The sequence below is a fragment of the Sphingobacterium sp. UBA3549 genome (assembly GCF_002376635.1).
Classification (GTDB): domain Bacteria; phylum Bacteroidota; class Bacteroidia; order Sphingobacteriales; family Sphingobacteriaceae; genus Sphingobacterium.
The window spans coordinates 1-24,326 of record NZ_DFOE01000038.1 but is presented as its reverse complement, the minus strand read 5'-3'; the positions used below and the strand labels follow the sequence as shown (position 1 = coordinate 24,326).

Annotated in this window: 26 protein-coding genes and 1 riboswitch; of the genes, 19 read left to right on the top strand and 7 right to left on the bottom strand. The window is 41.4% G+C overall.

Annotated elements, in window-relative coordinates; genetic code table 11:
• Positions 1-102 precede the first annotated feature (102 nt).
• Genes B2W36_RS21245 through B2W36_RS21235 form a run of 3 tightly spaced genes read left to right on the top strand, consistent with a single transcriptional unit; the run spans position 103 to position 5,911 of the window.
• A complete protein-coding gene (locus B2W36_RS21245; protein ID WP_293884765.1) occupies positions 103-1,491 on the top strand; it encodes a TolC family protein in 1,389 nt (462 codons plus the stop codon).
• A 10-nt stretch (positions 1,492-1,501) separates the two neighbouring features.
• Positions 1,502-4,792, top strand: a complete 3,291-nt coding sequence (locus tag B2W36_RS21240) for an efflux RND transporter permease subunit (RefSeq protein WP_293884764.1) — start codon at positions 1,502-1,504, stop codon at positions 4,790-4,792.
• A gap of 21 nt (positions 4,793-4,813) precedes the next feature.
• Positions 4,814-5,911 (top strand): efflux RND transporter periplasmic adaptor subunit, encoded by a 1,098-nt coding sequence (locus tag B2W36_RS21235; protein ID WP_293889479.1) that lies wholly within the window; start codon positions 4,814-4,816, stop codon positions 5,909-5,911.
• Positions 5,912-6,081: 170 nt separating this feature from the next.
• Here the strand turns inward: B2W36_RS21235 and B2W36_RS21230 are convergent, their stop codons facing one another.
• Positions 6,082-6,915 (bottom strand): hypothetical protein, encoded by an 834-nt coding sequence (locus B2W36_RS21230; RefSeq protein ID WP_293889478.1) that lies wholly within the window; start codon positions 6,913-6,915, stop codon positions 6,082-6,084.
• A gap of 452 nt (positions 6,916-7,367) precedes the next feature.
• Between B2W36_RS21230 and B2W36_RS21225 the strand changes: the two genes are divergently transcribed.
• Positions 7,368-8,162, top strand: coding sequence for a class I SAM-dependent methyltransferase (locus B2W36_RS21225; RefSeq protein ID WP_293889477.1), 795 nt, complete (start codon positions 7,368-7,370; stop codon positions 8,160-8,162).
• Positions 8,163-8,249: 87 nt separating this feature from the next.
• Here the strand turns inward: B2W36_RS21225 and B2W36_RS21220 are convergent, their stop codons facing one another.
• Entirely contained in the window at positions 8,250-8,702 is a 453-nt protein-coding gene (locus B2W36_RS21220) for a VOC family protein (protein ID WP_293884760.1), read from the bottom strand.
• Between the two features lie 251 nt (positions 8,703-8,953).
• Between B2W36_RS21220 and B2W36_RS21215 the strand changes: the two genes are divergently transcribed.
• The 4 genes from B2W36_RS21215 to B2W36_RS21200 all read left to right on the top strand — a co-directional run bounded on the left by B2W36_RS21215 (position 8,954) and on the right by B2W36_RS21200 (position 13,415).
• On the top strand, positions 8,954-9,454 hold the full coding sequence (locus B2W36_RS21215; RefSeq protein WP_293889476.1) for a GNAT family N-acetyltransferase: 501 nt from the start codon (positions 8,954-8,956) through the stop codon (positions 9,452-9,454).
• A gap of 64 nt (positions 9,455-9,518) precedes the next feature.
• Positions 9,519-10,415 (top strand): helix-turn-helix domain-containing protein, encoded by an 897-nt coding sequence (locus B2W36_RS21210; protein WP_293889475.1) that lies wholly within the window; start codon positions 9,519-9,521, stop codon positions 10,413-10,415.
• 96 nt (positions 10,416-10,511) lie between these two features.
• A complete protein-coding gene (locus tag B2W36_RS21205) occupies positions 10,512-12,452 on the top strand; it encodes an oleate hydratase (RefSeq protein ID WP_293889474.1) in 1,941 nt (646 codons plus the stop codon).
• A 66-nt stretch (positions 12,453-12,518) separates the two neighbouring features.
• Positions 12,519-13,415 (top strand): 3-hydroxyacyl-CoA dehydrogenase, encoded by an 897-nt coding sequence (locus tag B2W36_RS21200; protein ID WP_293889473.1) that lies wholly within the window; start codon positions 12,519-12,521, stop codon positions 13,413-13,415.
• 151 nt (positions 13,416-13,566) lie between these two features.
• Here the strand turns inward: B2W36_RS21200 and B2W36_RS21195 are convergent, their stop codons facing one another.
• Positions 13,567-14,337 (bottom strand): DUF3050 domain-containing protein, encoded by a 771-nt coding sequence (locus B2W36_RS21195; RefSeq protein ID WP_293889472.1) that lies wholly within the window; start codon positions 14,335-14,337, stop codon positions 13,567-13,569.
• 206 nt (positions 14,338-14,543) lie between these two features.
• A riboswitch (SAM-I-IV-variant riboswitch) is annotated at positions 14,544-14,637 on the top strand.
• A gap of 66 nt (positions 14,638-14,703) precedes the next feature.
• Here B2W36_RS21195 and B2W36_RS21190 point away from each other — a divergent pair.
• Positions 14,704-14,967, top strand: a complete 264-nt coding sequence (locus B2W36_RS21190) for a 5-oxoprolinase (RefSeq protein ID WP_121125014.1) — start codon at positions 14,704-14,706, stop codon at positions 14,965-14,967.
• A gap of 32 nt (positions 14,968-14,999) precedes the next feature.
• Here the strand turns inward: B2W36_RS21190 and B2W36_RS21185 are convergent, their stop codons facing one another.
• Positions 15,000-15,305: a hypothetical protein gene (locus B2W36_RS21185; protein WP_209577925.1), complete on the bottom strand. Its 306-nt coding sequence runs from the start codon at positions 15,303-15,305 to the stop codon at positions 15,000-15,002.
• Between the two features lie 329 nt (positions 15,306-15,634).
• Between B2W36_RS21185 and B2W36_RS21180 the strand changes: the two genes are divergently transcribed.
• A complete protein-coding gene (locus B2W36_RS21180; RefSeq protein ID WP_293889471.1) occupies positions 15,635-16,513 on the top strand; it encodes a DKNYY domain-containing protein in 879 nt (292 codons plus the stop codon).
• A 1-nt stretch (position 16,514) separates the two neighbouring features.
• On the opposite strand, the gene B2W36_RS21175 is transcribed toward B2W36_RS21180, so the two are convergent.
• Positions 16,515-16,844, bottom strand: coding sequence for a hypothetical protein (locus tag B2W36_RS21175; RefSeq protein ID WP_293889470.1), 330 nt, complete (start codon positions 16,842-16,844; stop codon positions 16,515-16,517).
• A 52-nt stretch (positions 16,845-16,896) separates the two neighbouring features.
• Here B2W36_RS21175 and B2W36_RS21170 point away from each other — a divergent pair, with 52 nt between their 5' ends.
• The 4 genes from B2W36_RS21170 to B2W36_RS22700 all read left to right on the top strand — a co-directional run bounded on the left by B2W36_RS21170 (position 16,897) and on the right by B2W36_RS22700 (position 18,984).
• Complete coding sequence (locus B2W36_RS21170) at positions 16,897-17,673, top strand: hypothetical protein (protein WP_293889469.1); 777 nt, start codon at positions 16,897-16,899, stop codon at positions 17,671-17,673.
• A 40-nt stretch (positions 17,674-17,713) separates the two neighbouring features.
• On the top strand, positions 17,714-18,073 hold the full coding sequence (locus B2W36_RS21165; RefSeq protein WP_293889468.1) for a hypothetical protein: 360 nt from the start codon (positions 17,714-17,716) through the stop codon (positions 18,071-18,073).
• Between the two features lie 326 nt (positions 18,074-18,399).
• Positions 18,400-18,678: an IS66 family insertion sequence element accessory protein TnpA gene (gene tnpA, locus B2W36_RS21160; RefSeq protein WP_312365152.1), complete on the top strand. Its 279-nt coding sequence runs from the start codon at positions 18,400-18,402 to the stop codon at positions 18,676-18,678.
• Between the two features lie 120 nt (positions 18,679-18,798).
• The gene (locus tag B2W36_RS22700; RefSeq protein ID WP_414712092.1) at positions 18,799-18,984 is read left to right on the top strand and encodes an outer membrane beta-barrel protein; all 186 of its coding nucleotides are present in this window, start codon (positions 18,799-18,801) and stop codon (positions 18,982-18,984) included.
• 205 nt (positions 18,985-19,189) lie between these two features.
• On the opposite strand, the gene B2W36_RS21155 is transcribed toward B2W36_RS22700, so the two are convergent.
• Positions 19,190-19,498: a hypothetical protein gene (locus B2W36_RS21155; RefSeq protein WP_293889466.1), complete on the bottom strand. Its 309-nt coding sequence runs from the start codon at positions 19,496-19,498 to the stop codon at positions 19,190-19,192.
• Positions 19,499-19,670: 172 nt separating this feature from the next.
• On the bottom strand, positions 19,671-20,558 hold the full coding sequence (locus tag B2W36_RS21150; protein WP_293889465.1) for a hypothetical protein: 888 nt from the start codon (positions 20,556-20,558) through the stop codon (positions 19,671-19,673).
• Between the two features lie 423 nt (positions 20,559-20,981).
• On the opposite strand from B2W36_RS21150, the gene B2W36_RS21145 reads away from it, so the two are divergent.
• From B2W36_RS21145 to B2W36_RS21125, 5 genes are all read left to right on the top strand, one after another.
• Positions 20,982-21,677 (top strand): hypothetical protein, encoded by a 696-nt coding sequence (locus B2W36_RS21145; RefSeq protein WP_293889464.1) that lies wholly within the window; start codon positions 20,982-20,984, stop codon positions 21,675-21,677.
• Positions 21,674-22,762, top strand: a complete 1,089-nt coding sequence (locus B2W36_RS21140) for a hypothetical protein (RefSeq protein WP_293889463.1) — start codon at positions 21,674-21,676, stop codon at positions 22,760-22,762. The genes B2W36_RS21145 and B2W36_RS21140 overlap by 4 nt, the downstream gene beginning before the upstream one ends.
• A 27-nt stretch (positions 22,763-22,789) precedes the next feature.
• Entirely contained in the window at positions 22,790-23,035 is a 246-nt protein-coding gene (locus B2W36_RS21135; RefSeq protein ID WP_293889462.1) for a hypothetical protein, read from the top strand.
• A 128-nt stretch (positions 23,036-23,163) separates the two neighbouring features.
• Entirely contained in the window at positions 23,164-23,895 is a 732-nt protein-coding gene (locus B2W36_RS21130) for a MauE/DoxX family redox-associated membrane protein (protein ID WP_293889461.1), read from the top strand.
• 3 nt (positions 23,896-23,898) lie between these two features.
• On the top strand, positions 23,899-24,282 hold the full coding sequence (locus B2W36_RS21125) for a hypothetical protein (RefSeq protein ID WP_293889460.1): 384 nt from the start codon (positions 23,899-23,901) through the stop codon (positions 24,280-24,282).
• Positions 24,283-24,326 lie beyond the last annotated feature (44 nt).

The following is a 24,326-nucleotide window of genomic DNA, read 5'->3' as shown; positions in this document are numbered from 1 at the left end:
TGACGAATTAAATTGGTCACTTTTAAATGCCATAGATCATTTTAAAGGGACATCGGGGTTGCTGTCCTTACTATCTTCGTGTCCATAAATGATAGATAACCTATGCTGAAATTAAATTTAGTGCTATCACTGGCTGTATCACTTGCGACATCCTCTTCCTTCGCTCAGCAACTTACGCTCCGAGACGCGGTAGAACAAGGCATTGCAAATTATGGAATGATCAAGGCAAAGGAATATTATCTCCAGTCTTCCCGGCAGACCAATGAACAAGTCAAACGCGACTTTTGGCCCAACCTGAACATCGTCGCTCAACAGGATTTTGGGACCATTAACGGACAAAATGGCCCGCTGTATGGATTTGGTGGACTTGGTGTGGCTTCGTCGGGAGTAGCCCTTCCGGAACAAAATTGGAATGCTGCATTTGGTGCACTTTACTTAGCCAATGTCAATTGGGACATTTACACCTTTGGACGAAAAAAAGAACGCATCGAATTGGCTAAATCTGACGTTAAAAGACGACAGGCGGATCTCGCTCAGGAAAGGTTCCAGCATAAAGTCAAGATTGCCGCAGCTTACCTCAATTTATTGGCCAGTCAACGATTGGAAAAAAATCAACAGATGAATCTCAATCGTGCACTCGTATTTTTAAATATTGCTGCCACCAAAGTAAAAAATGGACTATTGCCCGGGGTAGATTCTACACTCGCTTCAGCGGAAGTATCGCGTGCAAAAATCAGTCTCAACCAGGCCAGCGAAAATGTGAAGGAGCAAAACAATAAGTTGACGGTATTAATGGGGATTCCAACCAAGGAACTTCAAATAGATACTGCCCTGGTGGAGAAAACACCTGTCCAGCGCACACCTCTTTCCAACAATTTGATTGAAAACAACCCTTTGCTGCAATTTTATCAAAGCAACATTGACCTAGGCGACCAACAAATAAAACTATCCACCAAAGAGTATCTTCCTACGGTAAGCGCATTCGGTGTCTTCCAGACCAGGGGTTCTGGTTTTAAGAGCGACTACATCACGGATTTACAAGCCTACAGCACAAATTATTGGCAAGGGGTTCGTCCCAGTAGGCAAAATTATCTCTTGGGATTGGGCATAAACTGGAATCTGACTTCGATTGCACGCATTAATAAAAAAATCAGTGCACAACGCTTTACCAATGATGCCCTAAGAGAAGAATACCAAACTGCCGAAGCCCAATTGACCGCACAGCTGGATGCTGCTGATGTGAAAATCCAACTGGCCCTAAAAAGTGATTTAGAAGCTCCCCGACAAGTGTCGGCAGCTCAGCAAGCTTACCACCAAAAAATGACGATGTATAAAAACGGTCTAGCGACACTTGTAGACGTTACACAGACCCTTTACACACTCAATAGAGCCGAAACTGACCGAGAGATCGTCCACATTAACCTTTGGCAGTCACTGTTACTCAAAGCCGCAGCCGCGGGAGATTTTGATATTTTCAACAACGAACTATAAATAACATTACATGAATTTAATACGTTTTGCCTTACGCAAGCCAATATCCATCCTCGTACTCGTATTGGGACTTATTGTCTTTGGCATAGGTGCCGTTCGATCGATCAAGGTGGATATCCTGCCAAAAATGAACCTTCCGGTTATTTATATTGCTCATCCATTTGGTGGCTATTCGCCGGATCAGATGGAATCTTATTTTGCTAAAAACTACGTCAATATCCTTCTTTTTGCCAATGGGGTCAAGTCTATTGAGACCAAGAATATTCAAGGTCTGACCTTAATGAAAGTATCGTATTACGAAGACACCAACATGGCACAGGCTGCAGCCGAGCTAAGCGCCCTGGCCAATCGGATCCAGGCCTCCTTTCCTCCAGGCTCGCAACCGCCGTTCATCATTCGCTTTGATGCCTCGTCCCTTCCTGTAGGTCAACTGGTTTTGAGCAGTAGCAAACGATCCAATAATGAACTGCAAGATCTGGCCAACGTCTATGTCCGGGCATCGTTTACGTCAATCCCCGGTCTATTGTCGCCACCTCCTTTTGGGGGAAGTCCACGTACCATTGAGGTCAACGTTGATCCCGATTTAATGCGTAGCCACCATATGACGCCCGATCAGGTCGTAGAAGCGCTAAGACTAAACAATCAAACCGCTCCGGCAGGAAACGTACGTATTCAGGACAAAAACTACATTACACCAACGAACAATACGATCAAAGAGGTCAAAGATTTTGAAAAAATCCCGCTATTTAAAGGTGGAGTACAAAATCTTTACCTTGGCGATATTGCTACCGTAAAAGATGGTGCCGACGTTACCGCAGGCTATGCTTTGGTCAACGGCAAACGTTCTGTGTACGTTAGTATTGCCAAAGCCGGCGACGCCTCAACCTGGGAGGTCGTGCAGAATTTAAAATCAGCCTTACCAAAGATTCAGGAGAATTTACCCGACGACGTCAAATTATCCTATGAATTTGATCAATCCGTCTATGTCATCAATTCCGTAAAGAGTCTGATTACCGAAGGTGCCATCGGCGCTATCCTGACCGGACTTATGGTGCTCCTATTTTTAGGTGATCGGAGAGCTGCGCTGATTGTTATCCTAACCATACCGATATCCGTGATATCCGGCGTGCTCTTTCTGAAACTTTTCGGGCAGACCATCAACCTCATGTCCCTCAGTGGACTGGCTTTGGCTATTGGTATCCTGGTCGACGAAAGTACGGTAACGATCGAGAATATACACCAGCATCTGGATATGGGTAAACCCAAAGCCCTGGCGATCTGGGATGCCTGTAAAGAGATCGCCTTACCCAAATTATTGATCCTGCTCTGTATACTAGCCGTATTTGCGCCAGCATTTACCATGACAGGCATCCCGGGTTCGTTATTTCTTCCCTTGGCCCTGTCCATTGGCTTCTCCATGATCATATCCTTTCTCCTTTCGCAGACATTTGTTCCCATCATGGCCAACTGGCTGATGAAAGATCATGCGCATAAGGCTCCACATGCGACCAAATCCGAGGGTTTAAATGCAGATGAAGCGCAATTTGCTGCAACTGGACTGACCGTAGCATCCGAGCAGGATACCCTGGATCAGAAGAAACTATTGGTGGAACGGGAAGACTTTAACAACGATGGAAAGATCAGTATTTTTGAACGGTTCAGAAACAGGTTCATGAAAATGATCGACCGTTTGTTCAAAAGGAAGAAAACCATTACTGTAGTTTATCTGCTGGGAGCAATAAGTCTTGTTGTCATTTTACTTTCCACAATCGGCCAGGATGTATTTCCGAGGGTCAACTCGGGACAGTTCCAAATGCGTCTTCGTGCAGCGGAAGGCACACGGATCGAGCGCACCGAAGAAAAAGCAAAACTAGCGCTGGCCGAATTGGAAAAACTGGTTGGGAAAGAACATATCAGCATATCATCTGTCTATATCGGGCAACATCCGGGGCAATTTTCCGTTTCGCCGATCTATCTTTTCATGGCTGGTCCACATGAAGCTGTTTTCCAGATTGCACTGAAAGACTACCATCACGATATGGACAGTTTCCGTGATGAGTACCGCAAGCGGCTTAAAGCTGCATTGCCAGATGTGCAAGTATCTTTTGAACCGATCGAACTTACCGATAAAGTGTTAAGTCAAGGATCGCCCACACCTATTGAAGTTCGGATTGCAGGAAAAAACAAAAAGAACAACGAGAAGTACGCCGGTAAATTGATTGCAGAATTAAAAACAATCCCTTACTTTAGAGATGTGCAACTAGCACAATCCATCAAATATCCTTCGTACGACATTAAGATAGATCGCATTAGGGCTGCACAATTGGGCGTTGACCTCAGCGAAGTCACACGATCACTCATCGCTTCTACTTCTTCTTCACGCTATACGGAAAAGAACACCTGGATCGATGAAAAAGCCGGGCTTTCCTACAACGTCCAGGTTCAGGTTCCTATCGATAAAATGAAAGATGAGAAAGAAATCGGTGAAATTCCTTTGTTGAAAAATTCAGCGCGTCCTATTCTGAGCGACGTTGCGACGATCACACCGTCCTTTACTTATGGCGAAAACGACAATCTAGGGGCAATGCCCTATGTATCAGTTACAGCAAATATTGATCATACCGATTTAAAAACAGCCTCCAAGGATGTACAGCGCAGTATCAAAGCCCTTGGTGAACTCCCTCGTGGGCTATCCATGGAGCAAATAGGACTTGGAAAAGTATTGTTAGAGACCATGAGCAGCCTCGAATCGGGTCTAGCTGTGGCCATTATCGTTATATTCCTGATGCTATCGGCTAACTTTCAATCGTTCAAAGTTTCTATGGTTGTGCTCACGACAGTGCCTGCGGTTGTGCTGGGCTCATTGCTTCTGCTGTTGTTGACAGGATCTACCCTCAACTTACAATCCTATATGGGAATTATCATGTCGGTGGGTGTATCCATTGCGAATGCTGTTTTGCTCATCACCAATGCCGAACATATCCGTCGGCATCATGGCGATGCGCTGGCTGCAGCCCGTGAGGCAGCATCCTTACGGCTCCGGCCTATTATCATGACCAGTTTGGCCATGATTGTAGGCATGCTCCCTATGGCCATTGGCCATGGCGAAGGTGGCGAACAAGTTTCACCACTCGGTAGGGCCGTCATTGGCGGATTACTATTTTCGACTTTTGCCGTACTCGTCATCTTACCTCTCATATTTGCCTGGGCGCAGGAAAAAAGCAGTACACAATCGATCTCATTAGATCCTGAAGACAAAGACAGCAAGCACTATATTGCCGCATTAAAACCTTTATCGTAAAAGCAGTATCATCTATAAAATATGAAAAATAATTTGTTCAAAATAGTAGCTATCGCCGGTCTGATCGCATCCTTAGCCGGATGCCATTCGGCTGCTGAGGAAAATGCAAAAAAAGAAAGTCCCGAAGCTGCAGCTCCGGCAATGGAGACCTTTGTACCCACCAAACAGAAATTAACAAATAAAATGCAGATTCCTGGGGAAATCACGGGATTCCAACAGGTCGAGATATACGCCAAGGTAAGCAGTTATGTCAAGAGCCTCAATGTGGACATCGGAAGTCAAGTGCATGCCGGTCAGCTATTAGCTGTATTGGAGGCTCCCGAATTAAGTTCACAACTATCAGCCGCAAAATCACGTTTCAAATCCCAGGAGGCCATCTATATGGCGACCAAAAGCACTTACGACAGACTCTTTGAAACCAGTAAAGTCGAGGGAACGGTGGCGAGACTGGATCTAGAGGTGGCCGAAGCAAAAAAGAATGCCGATTTTGCACAATATCAAGCCGCTAAATCCGCCTACGCCGAAGTTCAAAATCTATTGAATTATTTAGAAATCAGGGCGCCCTTTGATGGTGTCATCGCTACAAGAAATGTCAATCAGGGCGCTTATGTCGGACCTGCTGGCCGTGGTTCGGAAATGCCCATCATGACCATTCAACAACAACGTAAACTCCGGTTAGCCGTTGCTGTTCCAGAACAATATTCGGGTTTTTTAGCGGAAAACCAGCCCTTACAATTTACGGTCAAATCATTGCCTGGACAAACATTCTCCGGTAAGATCGCACGTAAATCGGGGGCATTGGACAGCCGGTTAAGAGCTGAACGGGTAGAAATTGATATTATCAATACCGACAACAAGCTATTGCCCGGTATGGTCGCCGAGGTCGAATTGCCTTTGACTTCCCAAGACAGCACTTTCGTTGTGCCAAAATCAGCGGTATTTACATCCGGTGAAGGGAGTTTTGTAATTGCTGTCGTTGCTGGCAAAACACAACGTCTCCCGGTTCAGAAAGGGCGCAGCATAAATGGTCAGACCGAAATTTTTGGTGACTTAAAGGGGGGCGTTACGCTGGTCAGCAAAGCAGATGAAGAGATTATAGATGGTACGTCGGTCAACTAAGACGCTCATGAATTTGAAGTTCTCATAACTAACAAAAACCGAACCCGATTTAGACGGGTTCGGTTCTTAAAATTTCCTAAATTTCCATACATTGAAATGGCTATACGAATTCAACAAATCGGAGTGCCTTTATTATTGGTCAATCTAGCTTTCATGGTTAAGTCTGGATGCTATTGCCCTTCTTTCGGGTCAATTGCGGCAGCCACTGCAGTGAGCGCCAAGGCTCCCCCAACAATCATCGCTCCTTGTCCTTTTTTCTCTTTAACAGCCACCACATCCCCACGCCTATTATATAATTCAATTATATTGTTAAGCGCTACAGCACCCGTCTGCCAAAGCTGGGCAGCATAAAATCTTTGCTCCGTAGTTTTAGCAACTGCTTTACCATCTTCCAAAATAGAATAACTTAGATAGCTCCTTAAACTGTATGGTGATTCAGCACCTTCAAATCGCGCAAGTTTCACTGCATAACTCTCCCCATTCATATCATACATATACACTTTCTCTTTTCGAGATGATCGTACAATAGCTTTAACATCATTTTTAAAATCAAAATAATGCCCATCCACATAGGCATGTGGTGGGATAAGTACCACATCTTTAGGTAAACTTACCGATCCCGTAATATAACCATTAACCCATGCGTCGTTGAATAACGTTGTATTTCGAGTATCTATATTGGAAACAGAGGCGTTCACCTTTCCGTTAAAATCGGCTTTTTCGGCTGAATAGCCTACCGCTTTACCGTTAATAACCAAGGCCGAACTTTTAAGATCCCATAAGATCGGCTTATCAATTTTGTTTTCTATCCGCAGATAAATTCGACCATCTCGGTCGGCAAAGGAATAATCGATTTGTAGCGTATCATTATCAAAAGAAAATGTTCCTTTGTCTTCATCTTTCTTTACATTCTCGCCGTTGAATGTCATGAGGTAGTTAGAAGAACAGGCTGAAAGAAAAACAGCACAATAAATTGGCATGAGCATTTTAAATACTTTTCGCATAACATCAGGATATTTTAGTGCAACTATAACGGTTATAGAATCGTTGTCCAACAATATAAAAATTATTCTAAAGAATACAGTGAAATAATATAAAAAAAATCTGATTATTTCTCTCTTAAAAGGACATTTTTCTGTATTAATAGGGATGCTATTGTGTTGTGCACCAATTGACACTAAAACAATACCAACTGGTAAACTAACAAGGTATTTATAGGGGTTTAACAAGGGGATAGCAGGGGGTTAACAGGGGTATATCCCTGTTAACCCCCTGCTATCCCCGCGTAGTCTTCCTGTTATATCACGGTTAATGTAGGTATTGGTATAGCTTTGGTATCAAGTAAATAATAGGGTGCTTTTACTATTGCTTAGAAAGCATGGAATTTTAGTGATGCATAGCGACTTTTTTAAAACGAATGCAAAAGCTATATTTACAAAAACCTAAACCCATGTTCATGAAAGATAAATTTATCGACAGAAAGGATCAACAGGCCAATAAGATATTTGAAAGAAGGACATTATCTTCCGATTATAGAACGATTATTCCCTTACTGTCTCCAGGAATGAAAATATTGGATGTAGGCTGCGGTACAGGTACACTGACCAATGAGGTTGCGGCACATATCGGTGACGGGACAATAATCGGTCTGGATAACACTGCTGCTTTTATAGACAGTGGAAAGGAGCTGTATGCTAGCACTAGAAATTTAAGTCTTGTCTGCTGTAATATTTTTGATTACCAGCCGCCGCATGAGTTTGACTTGATTATTACAGCGCGCACCATGCAGTGGTTAAGCGATATTCCTAAAGCACTGGATCTTTTCAAATCCTGGCTAAAGCCTGCTGGGCAAATTTCTATTTTAGATTACAACCATACCACGATCGAGTGGAATCCCGCTCCACCAGAGAGCATGCTTGAATTTTATCGTACTTTCCTTAGATGGCGAGAAGATGCAGGCATGAATAATCGGGTTGCCGATACAGTAGCCGCACTTCTACAGGAAGCAGGGTTCAATGCAATTCACGTGATCAATGCTGATCAAGTTTATAAAAGAGGAGAAGACAATTTTGGAGTAAACTTAGCCATCTGGAACAAAGTGGCCCAGTCGCGACAAATGGTCATCGAAGGTTATATTACTGACGAACTTCGCTTGCAGGCTATTGAGGAATATACAAGATGGATAGAAACAGAAGCGACAAGCATGACACTCAAAATGAACGATGTGAGGGCTAGCAATTCTTATCTGTGAGCGTATTAACGCCACCTGAGAAGTAGACGTTGTGTTCGCGGTGATCCGAAAAATATAAACAGCAAAGTAAGTCGCTAAAATGACGACTTACTTTCCTGTATGCTCTAACCAATCTTCATAGGAAAGCACCCCTAATTCGGGTCTACCCTCTCCTTCCAAAACTGCAATAAACTCCAATTGATTGCCATCCGGATCATTAAAGTAAATGGCCAATGCCGGCATCCATGCAAAGACCATCGGTGCTTCGATCCCATCTTTTAAAAAATTATAAGGGGTCAGGTCACGAGTTTTCAGATAGTCCACGGCGTAATTCAGTATATCTTCTTTATCCGCTCTAAAAGCAAAATGTCTCGGCTGAAAATTTGTTTCTTCCTGCCATAAGCCTAACATATTGTCTTTTCCGGGGCCAATCCATAGGAAAACAATGGGACGCGTCGGATCGCGATGTGCCACACGTAATCCCAATACTTCTGTATAAAATGCGACAGATTTGGTTAAATCCCTAACCTGGATATGTGTTTCGTATAAGCCTTGTATCATAAATTATATCGTTTTAAATTATTCGCATTCATGTGTAGTTGTCTCGCGATGTCAATATAAGATCGGATGGGTATGAAGCATGCCGTGTACTTATATTGGCCGTAACTTTCGCCTTTCGTAACCGCAATTTAACTCAATTGCAAAACTAAAACCAGTAAAAAAGCTAAATAAGACAGAAAGATGATGATTTATGATCTCACAATTTGATTTAAGGGAAAACAACCCTATCTTGTAACTAAACACATTAAGCTATGTCTGATACCCTTCTCTTTCAAAAATATGTGTCTGGTGATTTCACCGACTTCCACGACTTGGTGAAGGAGGATGATGTCATGAAATATATTACTGGCAAAGGCTTGTCCAACGCACAGGCGCGAAAAAAATTCGAGTCGATTCTCGAACTCAACCAAGATCCGGATTTAGGTTATTTCAAAGTAATTGAAGCAGATACGCAAAAACTTTTAGGGGACTGTAAGCTCGTTAACTACAAAAAAGATGCAACCGTATTTGAAATAGGCTATTTGCTCCGCAAGGAACACTGGGGCAAAGGTTTAGGGACGCAGATTTGTAAGTCAATGCTCGCACTAGCGACAGCATTGGATCCAAATAAGGATGTCATCGGCATTATTGATCCCGATAACACCGCTTCGAAACGCCTGTTAAGCAAATTCGGATTCAAGAGTTTTTTCGTCGGGATCGAAGACGCTATTGCGACCGAAAAACTGATCCTCAAACGAACCGCAATCAAATAAACAAAGCCCATTCGTTTATTAGAAACAATCTTTTCAGCCCATGCCCGAGTCAAACAAAAAATCCATGAAGCTTAAGGTAAAAACAAACTGTAAAGCACACGAAAGCCTTCAGGATACCTTATCATTCTTTGGCGTAAATTGTCATCGCCCCTATTACATTTCTTCTGGCAATCCGATTTTTGAATACCCCAGTAATGCTTTTCGTATCGACTTTTATGCGATCTGTATCTGTACCGAAGGGGATATCAATATTGAAATCGATAATCAGGAATACCATTTCTCAAAGCATAAGATTCTCGTATCCGCACCGACAACAATTATCCGATTTTCACAGGTCAGTCCTAACTTTAGAATGAAGCTTATTTTCTTTGACAAAGCATTTCTTCTTAAACATATTGTCAATCCATTTTTTATTGAGCAACTGGGATTTTTTAAGAACTCGACTTTTACTATAGTCAGCGCTAATGATAATCTCATTGACAAATTAATCAAATTAATAGACTACTTTAATGATGTTACGTTACGGACGACACGTTTTACAGCAGACATCATTCGGACAATCATCTTTAATTTATTATTGGAAATCGCCGACGAATTGGCTACCGAACAACAAATTCCTGCAGACAGTACCCAAGAAACAAATCATCTGTTCTATAAGTTTACGAACTTAGTTCAACGCTATGGAAGTCGATACAAAGAAGTACAGTATTATGCCGATAAGTTGTTTATTTCAAACAAATACCTTATTCATGTTGTAAAGAGAGCCTCTGGTAAAACGCCGCATGAAATTATTGACGAGTATGTACTTAAAGAAGCCTATGTGCTGCTGGGGAACCCCGAAAAAACAATTTCACAAATTTCGTATGAAATCGGCTTCCATTCCATTTCGGCATTCGGTCGCTTTTTCAAAAAATACTCCACCTTATCGCCGTCTGAATACCGAAAGCAACAAAATATGTAGGAATCGGAAATTCGGTAGAACAATAGCGAATTTGAGGGCACAAATGTTTCAGATGGTATCGGTAACTTTAGTCAAGGATTAAAAACCATACGTATCATGAAAGAAATCACCTCCAAATTCGACAACGTATTGAATGCATCTGCCGAATATAAAAACGTTAATCATGAACCTGATTCGAGCAAAGAGGTTCAACGTAATACACCAAAAAAATCGATGCCCTTTTCTGATCAGATCGGTAATTATCAGCGCAATAAAGGCATTCCCCCAAAATCATATAAAGACAGTAAAATCTACATCGTCGGAAGTGGTATCGCAGGGATGTCCGCGGCTTATTATTTTATCCGTGACGGACATATTCCTGCGGAGAACATCACCTTTCTTGAACAGCTCCATGTGGAAGGTGGCTCGTTAGATGGTGCTGGCAACGCAGCCGATGGTTATATCATCCGCGGTGGCAGGGAAATGGATATGACCTATGAAAATCTTTGGGACATGTTTCAGGATATCCCTGCATTGGAGATGCCTGCCCCGTATAGTGTTTTGGACGAGTACCGTTTGATCAATGATAATGATCCCAATTACTCGAAAGCCAGGCTCATTCATAAATTGGGTAAAATAAAAGATTTCAGTAAATTTGAATTGAGCAAAATGGATCAGCTGGCCATCATTCGCCTGCTGCTCAAAAATAAAGAAGACTTAGATGACTTAACCATCGAAGACTACTTCAGCGAATCATTTTTATCCAGCAATTTCTGGACCTTCTGGCGTACCATGTTCGCTTTCGAAAACTGGCATAGTTTACTTGAGCTGAAATTGTACATGCATCGTTTTTTACATGCGATCGATGGACTGAACGACCTTTCGTCATTGGTATTCCCTAAATACAATCAATACGATACTTTTGTAACCCCATTGCGCAAAGTACTCCAAAGCAAAGGCGTAAACATTCAGTTTAATGTGCTGGTCAAAGACCTCGATATCCAAAGCAATACCGAAGGAAAAGTCGTGGAGGCGCTTATCACAGAACAAGATGGTAAAGCGGTGAAAATTCCAATTGGAAAAGACGATTTCGTCATTGTTACCACCGGATCAATGACCGAAGACACCTTTTATGGAGATAACAAAAACGCACCGATTATCGGTATCGACAACAGCAGCAGCGGTCAGAGTGCAGGCTGGAAGCTCTGGAAAAACCTTGCTGCCAAATCGACCATATTTGGTAGACCCGAAAAGTTCTGTAGTAAAATCGAAAAATCAGCATGGGAGTCTGCAACGCTGACTTGTAAGCCTTCGGCTTTAGTCGAAAAACTAAAAGAATATTCCGTCAACGACCCTTATTCCGGCAAAACAGTTACTGGCGGTATCATCACCATTACCGATTCCGATTGGCTGATGAGTTTCACCTGTAATAGACAGCCACACTTCCCTGGCCAACCGGATGATGTTCTTGTCTTGTGGGTATATGCCTTATTTATGGATAAAGAAGGAAATTACATTAAAAAGCCAATGCCCCAATGTACGGGAGATGAAATTCTAGCCGAGTTATGTTACCATCTGGGAATTATTGAGCAACTGGACGATGTTATCACAAATACCATTGTGCGTACGGCGTTTATGCCCTACATTACGTCTATGTTTATGCCTAGAGCAAAGGGTGACCGTCCAAGAGTTGTCCCTGAAGGCTGCAAAAATCTTGGCTTGGTCGGTCAGTTTGTCGAAACTAATAACGATGTGGTTTTTACCATGGAAAGCTCAGTACGTACAGCACGGATTGCCGTATATGAACTTTTAAACTTAAATAAACAGGTTCCAGATATCAATCCCCTTCAATACGACATCCGTCATCTCTTAAAAGCGGCCAAAACGTTAAATGACGACAAACCGTTTATAGGAGAAGGTTTACTGCGTAAACTATTGAAAGGCACTTATTTTGAACATATCCTACCGCTTGGTTCCGCGGACGAGGAAGAGCAGGAATCCTTTCTCACAGAACAGATCAGCAAATTCAAAGATTGGTTAAAAGGAATTAAAGGATAAGGATCACAGCATGCGCCATGGTTTCGCGGCGTATGTTTTTACGAATTGAAAAAAAATAATAACATCATGGACTTTAAAAATATTACGATAGCAGGCAGCGGAGTTTTAGGTTATCAAATTGCTTTCCAAGCTGCTTTTCATGGCTACGATGTCACCGTTTATGATATCAACGATGAGGTACTTGACAAAGCGAAAGCTAAATTTGATCTTATGGCGAAGGCCTTCGCACATGATCTTCATGCCAGTCAAGAACAATTGGCTTCAACCTTCGACAGACTCAGTTACGATTCAAACCTCACTTCGGCAGTAGCGAACGCAGATTTTCTGATCGAAGCAATTCCCGAAAATCCGGCGATTAAAATTAGTTTCTATAACGAGCTGGCAAAGGTCGCTCCTGCAAAAACCATCTTTGCGACAAACTCCTCAACGCTGCTACCAAGTCAGTTTGCTGAGGAGACCGGCCGCCCCAAACAGTTCTTGGCCTTACACTTTGCCAATGAGATCTGGAAGCACAATACAGCAGAAATTATGGGCCATCCAGGCACAGACAAAACAGTATTTGAGCAGGTGGTCAACTTTTCAAAATCCATTGGGATGGTTGCACTGCCACTGCATAAGGAGCAGCCTGGCTATATTGTAAACTCCTTACTTGTTCCGCTACTATCGGCAGCAACGGATCTTTTGGTCAACGAAGTAGCCGATGCCCAAACAATCGACAAGACTTGGATGGTTGCCACGGGAGCGCCAACGGGCCCCTTTGGCATACTCGATATCGTTGGCATCACAACTGCCTATAATATCAACAAAATGAGTGCCGAGGCAGCCAATGATCCCATAAAGATCAAAACTGTAGCCTATCTTAAAGAACATTTCATAGACAAGAACAAATTAGGCGTCGCTACCGGGGAAGGGTTCTATACCTATCCCAATCCAGCCTATCAATCGCCAGACTTTTTGAAGTAATGGACTGGCTTTCGAAAGAACGCGATTTCAATAAACAGCTCGTGCGCGATCTTACAAGATAACGGATAAATAAAGACTTGTTATAATCTACATAGAACGGCCTTTCAGATCATGATTCTGAAAGGCCGTTCTCAAAGATCTGCTTAACGTATTATCCATATAAGGAATCTTCAATTGCATTCCACAGTTGAATTCTTTTTTGCAGCGCAACTTTACTAATCTCCTTCATTTCCGTCCATTTAACCTCATCGTCCTTCGCAAGATCTGTTATCATCTGCATCGCCAATGGACCGTGTTCGTCGCCATCTAAATCAATATGGCGTTGAAAATAATAAATAAAACTGTCTAAATTGGCTGTAGGGAAATTCGCTTTAATTTCTTCTAAAATAGAGGTAAACATTCCGGGAATGAGGTCTTCACGTCCAAAGGTAAATGCCGCCGCAATTTTATGCACTTCACCCTCAGCTATTACTTCGAATGTAAAATTCAGAAAATCTTTGATTCGCCTGTCCAATGTTGTCAATGCTATAGCATCGAATATATTATCCGATTTTTTGGCATTGGCAATAAATTTATTGATCAAATGGAGGTCGGCTCCCATAGCAGACATTGCGTCGAGATACATCTCAAAATGGCTTAATCGACGTCCATCGATATATTCATCCGACTCCTCTGCCAATACAATTTCATTAATCAAATAGCGCGTTGAAGGATGTTCACTGGCGAACCATGGAAGTGTGGTACAGGTTAATTTGATCTGTAAAGCTTTTAATAAAGACATAAAATCCCATACAGCATACACATGCCCTTCGGTAAAAGAACGTAAATTTTTGATCGTTTTGATTTTACGGTATAAAGGGTGTTGCAATAATACTTCGCGTTCGGTAGCAATGTATTCGTTAATTTCCGCAATTCTATTCATGCCGCAAAAGTATTGTGTTCTCTCTGCTTTTTAAAGTATTTTCGATGAGATTACAGTAACATGATAAATTTCCCAATCAGTTAACCGCTTTATACCCAAATTAAAGTCAAAGCGACCAGCTTGTTTTGCTGCTGTTTTCGATTATCAGCGTTTAATAGCAGTAAAGACAAAAAAAGTTTTGTTATAAAAAATAATCTACTATCTTTGTAGAGTATTCAGAATTGCATGATGCAATACCAACCGAGTGAAGGCACCGCGGTGGTAAATTAATACGGGTTTCGACCAAAATAAACGTTACACAACGGTTATTTTCCCAAAGTAATCTGGATACAGTTTATGGTTTAATCCTTTAAATTTTTAAATTGTATGGCTACAACAACAAATCTTTACCAACACTTACTGGAAAAATTCAGTTATTATTCAACAGATGAACTGATCCAGCTCAACAACGACACCATTTTAGGACAAGGCTGGGGATCATCGAAAGCTACCTTCAGAACAGCTTTGATCAGTACATTCTCCAAAAGGGGGCTTGATCTTTCTAATATTATTTCCAAGGAAGACGGCTTTACGTCGGTGAAGCAGGTGCCTGTCCGTCTGGAACAAAATGTTTTGATTCCTTTACAGTAAAGCCCTATAAACAAAAAAAGAGTAGGCCTAGCCTACTCTTTTGTCAATGAGTGGTGATATCTTAATGTATGATTGAGCGAATGGGCTGTTTGCCGAGCGTCGTCTTTGTAGGACGAGAGATCGTCGCAATTTTGAATTTCTGCCACATCCACTTTCTTTCTTACTTTGCTGATGACCTGATTTAATTCCGATTTCCAGTTACCCGGATCGCCAAAATCGTCCATCCAATTTTTGTTGATAAACTTTTTGTAGTTCAAAAGCAAAATATACAATTCCTCACCACTACCGGCGCGATTGATTGACGTGCGCCAGTTCTCTAATTTTTCTTTAAAACTCATAACCAGCAATATATAAAAAAAATACTACTCGACCAAATATTCCCGATTTTTACCTTGCGTATTGACAAAGATCTGACAGTACAATCGCTTTTGCGTCGGAGTCGACAATTTCATAAAAACTGTTATCTTTATCACCGCAGCCTGAGCGCTTAAACGGTTGGAATTTAGTTGAAGACATAAGCATGCGAAATAATGACCTTCTATTTTCAATCGCATCAGTTCCAAGAAATAAATAATTAATTGATGACTAAACTTTATTGTGATTATTGGGTCTCATTAACAAGAGTAACATATGATCATTTGCTTTCAAATTTAACCCGATGCCCTATATGATGTCAAAAGTCCCATTTAAAACCATGCTCGTTCTTCTTTTGTTGACTACTGCCACACAGGCTATTTGTGCTAAAGTAGCGCATGCCAATTTTGCTACTTTTTTCTTTCAGGAACATCGGGGTGATGGTTACAGCAAAATCGGATCACGTATCTATTATCGTGGTAAAGAAATTGTCAATGCCAATGCCGGTTCTTTTCAGTTTTTAGGTGATGGTTATGCAAAAGACACCTGGAAAGTCTATTTTCGGGGGGCAGCTGTAGCCGATGCAAGTCCTTCTACTTTTCAGTCACTGGGTGACGGTTACGCTAGTGATGCCTGGAAGATCTATTTTTATGGCAGATCCTTATCGAATGTGACAGCGTCTTCCTTCAAGACGCTGGGAAATGGTTACAGCAAAGACGCATGGAAAGTCTACTATTTGGGCAAAGAAATTGCAGGAGCCAACTCCTCCAGCTTTGAAAACCTCGGTCGGGGTTATGCAAAAGATAATTGGTCAAGCTATTATCGGGGCGAAAAGAACGAGAGATTTGCTGGTCCTACCACACAGCCTCTTGGCGGTCAATATTCCAAGGACAATTGGTCTGTTTTCTATAAAAATCAGAAAGTGGAAGGGGCTTCTGCTTCAACGTTTGAATATTTGGGTGATGGCTATGCCAAAGACGCCTGGGCAGTTTACTATCAAGGAATAAAAGTTAACGGCGCTTCGGCATCTACCTTTACAGCACTTAGAGGAGGGTATGCGAAAGACTCCTGGACGGTTTTCTATCGCGGCCAGGAGCTGAAGGGGGCGAGTGCTTCCACCTTTGAATATTTGGATAACGGCTATGCCGGGGATGCATGGAGCAAGTTTTATAAAGGGAAAAAATTGGATTGATCTACTCGATAATAATGTTGATCCCGACCATTTTAGCTTTGTATTTAATTTTTTCAATAAGACCGTAGTAGCCCCAGTTGCGCAACAGAAATTTATCGCCTTTGGCAATTTCCTCCTTATTGGATTGGTTGACCAACAAGGGGGTACCTGCCTGTGCTTTCACACAAAGTTCAATTAACCGGCGGCTATAGAGATGGAGCTTGGTGTCTACATAATTTTTCTCCTTTTCGTTGAAGTGCTCCAAGCTTTTCATTTTCCGCTTACGACCACGCCCACCTTTATCAAATGCTGCAGCTTTTTGCAAGCGATGCCGTGCTGCTTGGATGGCCATACGTCGGTAAGTAAACTCTTCTTTATTACCGATCTGAAAGGACTCCTTTCCGATGGTTGAAAAATGGGTAGAAATTGCTGATTTTGTTCCAAATAATGATGTCTTCAATAAATTAGATGAGTTACTCGCTACACCTCATATCGTGCCGGGGTTAAATGGACCTATTAAAGCAAGGATCCAGTCGATCAATAATGCTTATAGCTCCGTCGTCAATATGGATGATTTCTCGATACGCGTTGACCAATTACCTGTTTTAAACGGAACAAGGATGACGCCATCTGCATTTTTAGAATATATAAGATTAAATTTAAATCAGTTTGTAAATAACAATCTTTCAATATTTGAACCATATAATTATTATACTGTGAATGACACTTATTTATGGAATTCTTCAAATCCCACAGGTGCAATTATAGGTATAGATATTCCGGGGCCAGATAACGGATCTGTAATTGTATCGGACAGCTCACCTACAGAATGGACCTTTACTACCATCAATGACCCCAAATATCATGATCATCCAGTCAGCGGAAATAGAAAATTTGGATATGAAGTGAATTCAGATGGTTCTCACACTTTTTATACGAGGGGAGTAGATCGAATTACAAATTGGGATGCTACGTTCTTACAGTCGCTTGCCAATGTGCCGTTTAGCCAAGCTGATGCATTATGGGAATCCTTTCAAGGTAAAGTTACATCATTTGTTAATCAAAGGGGAGGAAGTGCAACTATCAAGGCTTCACAAAAGCATCGACCTGATTGGAGTTTGGTAAAAAAAGTATTGAATGGGGAGGCTCCTCTAAGCACACTATCGACTGATTGTGATTAGTCTGTTTTTCAATTAAATATAATTTACTTTAATTTGCCATATGAAGTCATACTATAATATATGTTTTGCAATCTGCGTCACCCAATTGATAGGATGGTTATGTTTGCCATACGTCGGAATCGGTGGTATCATCCGTAAAATTACGTCAGTAGGGTTTTATGGAAATATGTATTCAGAAACTCCAAATCAGGAAGTAGCAGATATTTGGGGAATATCTGTTGAATCTGCAGGAATGATAAATAAGGGGATCGCCATACTATATTTTCTATCTATAATAGTTGTGGTCGGTAGTTTTTTTGTACGAAGAAGGCTTGATTTTGAAAAACTTACTGGTATAGTATTCTATCTAACGATATTTTCCATAATGATCATGCTAGGTTTGCCAATTGGTTTTTCTTAAGAATATTTCAGATTTGTTGATTAGAGCTAGATAAGCTTGGTCAAAGGTTCGTGACAGCTGAGCCAATCGGATATATCAAGTAATGAAAGGCTTCTTAGTTTTTCTTTCAATTGAAGAAGTAAATCAAAGTCAATTCAAAAAACGATTAGTAGGTCTTATTACTGCTCTCATTAAATAAGTAAAATATATAGAGCCGTTTTAAATGTAAAATAGCTTAGTCTATCCATCTATACACAGACGCTATAGATAATATAGCATAAAAAAGCATGATCATAATTGATATGAACCCTTAAAAGTCTTTGTCTACCTCTTGGTGTACTTACATTATGAATATGCAAGAAAAAAGAGCTGTCATGCTATCTATGATATCAGGCTGGCGAGCTAGCGGCAAGAGCAAGAAGACTTATTGCGCTGAAAACGGTATTAACGAAACCACTTTTTATTATTGGTTTTCGCGCAGCAAAGGGGAAGAAACAGCCAGCGGTAGTTTTATAGCCATCGATAAGATCAGCAGTAAACATGAAGTTGAAGTTATTTATCCCACCGGAGCATGCATTAAGGTAGCGCACGATCTAGCCCTTGTTTCTCAACTGATACAGCTTTAATAATGTTTTCGCTGGGTTCATCACACCGGTTTTACCTTTACGAAAACCACTGTAGTATGCGCAAATCATTCGATGGGCTATGCGGACTGATCACATCAGTGATGCAACGACAGGCTACCAGTGGTTGAGGTATTCGTGTTCGATCTGGAATCTGATATCAACATCTATTCAATAAAGGCCGACTATAGGAATCCGTTAACAGAGAAAATTCTGATTTCCACAGGGGTAAAAACCAACTGTACAAAAACAGGGAACACAGCTGAATATTTCTTTGTAACGGTCGGTGAGTACGAGCCAAGATTATGACAAGACAAACAATTTTCGATACAAGGAGAACATTAATGCTTATATTAATCTCAATGCATATTACCAACGTTTGAGCATTAAGTCTGTCTGAATGGAAGATAAGGCCATCTTCGACACTTCGGTTTCTAATAGCCATCCTAATGGCTTCTACAGAAGTGTTTGGCTATGGCCTTCTTTAATATATCACATAAAATAGAAGACAGAATTATTCTATCGAAAAATTCCAATTTCCTAATACTTTCGGTATCTCCCATGTTTTGGCTATGGCCTTATAATCATTAAAGTGACCCTTTTCCCAGGTGGTCATATGGTAACCTTTACAGAACTTACAATAATAAGCCCTTTTGCAGGCGTTTTTACCCATCCTGTGTTTGATACGTTTACCATCCAGTTTGTTCCTCAACCGAGATCTGAACTTAAAATGAAGCATTGCCCATCGCGCCTCAATTAAAGAAGGAAATCCAACTTTACCAGTAGCACGGCATTTCCAGGTATTGTCCCTTACTTTTTCCATAATCTATCTATTAAAGTTTACCTATTCTATTTTATTGCTCTTTTTCTATTGGCACCTGCAACATGACCCATTCCCTGATATGCTTTGCAATCTTGTCGGACACCTCAAAATGGTACCGTCCCTCAAAAGGTATTTTAAGTACGATACGCAACCGGCCCCGTTTCAGTTGGTGTCAAGCTTGGATCATATCCAAGGGTATGGCTTTATCCCGGTCAATCTTCTGTACAAATCCCTTCGTGATATTAACCACCTCCTTTAAGCTGCGCTGCTCGCCACAAGTCAGATTTTCGTCCATAGCACTTCTTAAATAAAGGCTGATCATACCATTTTTATACGTAAAGATCCCCATATCCTTATAGCGTATCTTTTGGGACAAGATTTTATTATTGAGCAGGAATACCTCCTGCTCCAGATCCATGGATCTGCACAGGGTTAAGTCTATTTCATCCAGGAAATCCACCTCCCTATCCTCCCCGGCTGTTTCCAGCATCTCTTTTAGCTCTTCGATGCCCGGAGAAAGCAGCTCAATCTGCTCCTGGAGCTCTCTTGTTTTGGATTCCTGCTCCAGGATAGTTTCTTTCTGTTCTACAATCAATATTCTTTGCCTGTGGTAAACAGCGACGTAGAAATAAACTGTATAGCACATATTCAGGACCAATATGCCACTAAATATGACCATTAAGGGAAACACCAACCATTCCTCCTTCGCCTGTGGATCAGGGCCAATAATCCAGAACAATAAAAATGTCGGAAGTATGCAGCAAAACAATAATTGCATACCGGCGCGTTTTTCCGGGTTAACCAGCCAGTTGTGATTTTTGTCCAATATCACGATAACCAGTCTTATATAAAAGAAAATAATCGCTACCATCAATACGAAAAATAGATAGCTATAGGCGACAGGCCAGTCTAAAAGCCAGTCCGCCAAGGCGCCACGATAGCCCAGATACCAACAGAACCCTCCAAAAATGAAAGATGCAATCAACTGCCAGATCCCATCGGGATATTGCACAGTCAATTTCATATTATCCTGATATCCATTCTTGCTCAAACTTTTCATGTACAAACGTCATTTTAAAAACGCTATTAAAATTCACATACTTATCAGATTTATACTTTCTTCCTCTATAGCTTTCACCTCTTACGTTTATCCGGCATTGCATGACTGCCTAGTGCTGGAGAACTTCCGTGAAAAACTCCCCTATCGAAGAAATTTTTGTATATAAATTTAGCCAATTATTTATTAAAACAGCATCCAACTAACTTCAATCCATGCTTTGACATCGTTTTATGGATCAAATAATTACCCTTCCGGATGGAAATTTACTCCTTTGATGTCTGAAATTGATATTTCGTTGTCAGAAACCAGCCCTTATTGTAAAAAATTGGCCTTCGTTGAAATGAAGCGGATATTCACTAACATTTTGTGCCATTATGGGTAAATTTAAAGTGTAAAACTTCACTGATTAGTAAACGATAGATCATGAGGACGATAAATAAAAAAGAACTGCCACTTAGCCGAAATTATGTATTTATTACCATTGCTGTGCTAGTTACACTATATGGGATTTTCTGGGCACGAACACATGATCAGCGTGTATATAGTATAGGTATCCTGGTATTGCTTATCCCATTCTTGGAAATCCGAGGCCATCAACGCGTCATGCAGCTCTTCTTTATCTTTTTTGTTTGTATTCAGGTTAGTAGCATTGTTTTATATGACCGTCTCCCTTATCAGCTATTGATCAGTTCGCAGCCTTTTTGGACCGCTGTAAAAAAAGGGGTGCCGACAGCCTTTATCATCTGCGCGATGGCCCATCTGTTTTTCTGGAAAAAGACAAATCTTTTCAAACTTTATGGAATTCAATTTCCCATTATGATCATTGCATGTACCTGGTATATCCGTATGCTTTTGATCATGGCGAATTGCCAAAACATCCCAAATGCAAAAGCTGTACGCATACCTGCCATTGTTGTCCAAAAATGTCCCGTGTGCTGTGATATTCATGAGTTACTGCTTTCCTTTGCCTATGCAGAACGGCAGTATCAGCTGCCAATGGATGTGCATCCTAAACTGTATGAAAAAGCAAAAGAAGGCGGGAGGCTCACTCTCCAGCTGCATCCCGGGAGATTTGGCTGGCCATGGTACCATAAAAATATCAAAAGGAGGTACAGATGATCGTAAGTTTACACAAGCTGACCATACTTGTAGAAGCCTTGGTTTATCTTGATAAAAAAGCTATTCCAAACCATTTGGATGAGATCACCGAGGCCTGCAATACTAATTTTGCATTGGCACTACAAGCCCATCGGGAGATTATTCAGGTAAATAATGTACGTCAAGCTATCCAAATCTACCATACGCAATTGTTGAGGCTACACGCCTTGTTATATCGCTTCTGTAACGCGCGTAAAATTGTGCGTTCTGCAGCGCTATTTGCCCTAGAAGAATTACTTGAGCGTATCGAACAGCTCTTTAAAAAAGAGCTTGATCCCTGTACGCCACTGCCGGTGCATTATTATCTGAGGCTGCATGACTATGTATACGAACATATGCCCTATATCCTGGATAGATTGGCTGAGAAAAACATACCGAAAGCCTATCTCACCGAGATCCTTTCGGGTATGGACAGCCTATTTGAAAATGGCAAGATTCCCTATATTCAATACCGACATCAGGACTACCTACGCAAAATGATCGAATCACTTTACCAATTGGCTGAAGACAAGCGCCAGAGTAAAAACTGGCATTACCGCTTTTTGATTCTGATGGTCAACTTCAATTTTAATCACATGGGCTTCTTCAACCGCTGGAAAGAATTGTACAATTCAGACCCATCCTTTATGGATGCCCTGTTACGCTTCCCCAAACATTTCTCCTGTATCCCAGACTTTGCGTATGATAGCAACCGTAGAAGTCTGCTGAAGTTGATGCGTGCGTATATGGAGGGTGAAAAAATCTCTTCATCAGCAACAGGGCAGGATTGTCCCCAACAATTTATTCAAAGCAATTTCAATGGCAAAGAGCTCAAACTTTGGATGCATATATCTGTTAAAGCGAACATTATGTGGTCGTCGGAGAAAAAAGAAGTTGCCGAAGTGTTTTCCAGGCTCGTCAAAACGAGGGAAGGCACCTTACTTTCTGCGCATAGCCTGACCCGGATGGACAAAAGCGCCGAGTTTCATTCAGCGCTCCGTATCCGCAAGGTATTGCATACGATGCTTGACGAACTGAATAGACAGTTTCCTGACTTAAATAAATAAAACGCAAAAATTTAAAAAACAGGGGGTATGGCACCGCTACACCTCCTAAACGTGTTCATTCTACCCATTAAAAACAGTGCTGATTATGCGAAAACCGAATGTTTCACCAAGAATTCTCTCCACAGCTTTTTACCGTATACTACATCTTCGTTACACCCCACAATTCATTTAGATCAAAAAGAAGCCGCTAGACCGGTAGAAATAGGTATTTCATTACACCTACGCCAGCCTATTTTCCGTACTACCTTTGTTTTACAGCGTACGAGAAAGTAGAAGCTGACGCTCGAGCAGGCCGCTATATCCAATGGAGGCACAGGTATGGCGCCCTGTTTTTGAAACGACGAAAAATAGTAAAATAGCGATAGGAAATAATGAATACGATGCTATAAATAATTAAAGTTATGGAAGCGAAAAAAACTGGCAACATGCTATATAAGGTCATCCGGGCAGTAATGATACTTTTTTGGGTCTATGTGGGGATGGAGAAGCTCTGGCAGCTCGGTGCATTCAAGATCGCTCTTGAGCAGCAGCCCTTGATCAGTTATCTGGCTCCGATGCTCTTTTGGCTGCTTCCGCTAGTGGAAATCGGTATTGGCGTATTGCTGGCGATACCATCAGCAAGGCTGCGCGCTTGGGGATGGAAAGTTTCGACGATACTGATTCTCGTTTTTAGTATGTATATCGGTCTGGGGGTATTGAATGTATATGAAAAGAAACCCTGCATGTGTACCAGCTTTTTGAGCAACATTTCCTGGACAGCACATTTGATCTTTAATCTCTTTATTCTTGGCCTATCGATAACTGGATGGCGATTACATCATACAGTGATCAATTATAGCGAGCGTTCACTGACGGACAGAACACATATTGCATTATTTCTAATAGGCTTTATGGCAATGGGAGCCATCAGCTACTGGAATCTCCACGATACAAATTCGAAGGATATGTGGTACGCACCAAATAGCATTTACGACTATCAACATCCCAATACTGCCAGCGGCAATATAAAAGGTTTGTTGGTATCCACACATACGATCGGTACACAGGACCGTACCGACAATTATTTACCAAACGTTTGCAGGCTAGCAGCTTTACTCATCAATTGCTGGACTGCAGTACAGAAAGGAGGGTAGCGTATGCTAACCAAATTTTTAAACAATTATGGCTACATGATATTAGGAGGAGCCATGATTATCGGATTCTCAGCATTTAAAGGTGCTGAGGTTTATGCAGGAAAAAAATTAGATCCTGTGACAGTGTATTTTCATGGGGATCCAACAATTCCCACTGAGGTAGAAAATTTGTCGAAATGGGATACATCTCCTAACGGCAAAAGTTGTAATAACCAAGATGAGCTCGCTTGTGCAGTTCAAGTTGATCCAACAGACCTTAACAGTTCTGGAACATCTTTCGACTCAAGTAAAATAGCAATCGAAGCAACATCTACCAGCTCCGGGTACATTCCTTCGTTGGAACCAGGGTATAGCCCTATGCAGTTTAATCCGATTAATCGAAATTAGAGATTCGACTTGCAGCAATTAAGAGACTGTCTCAAAATGACAGT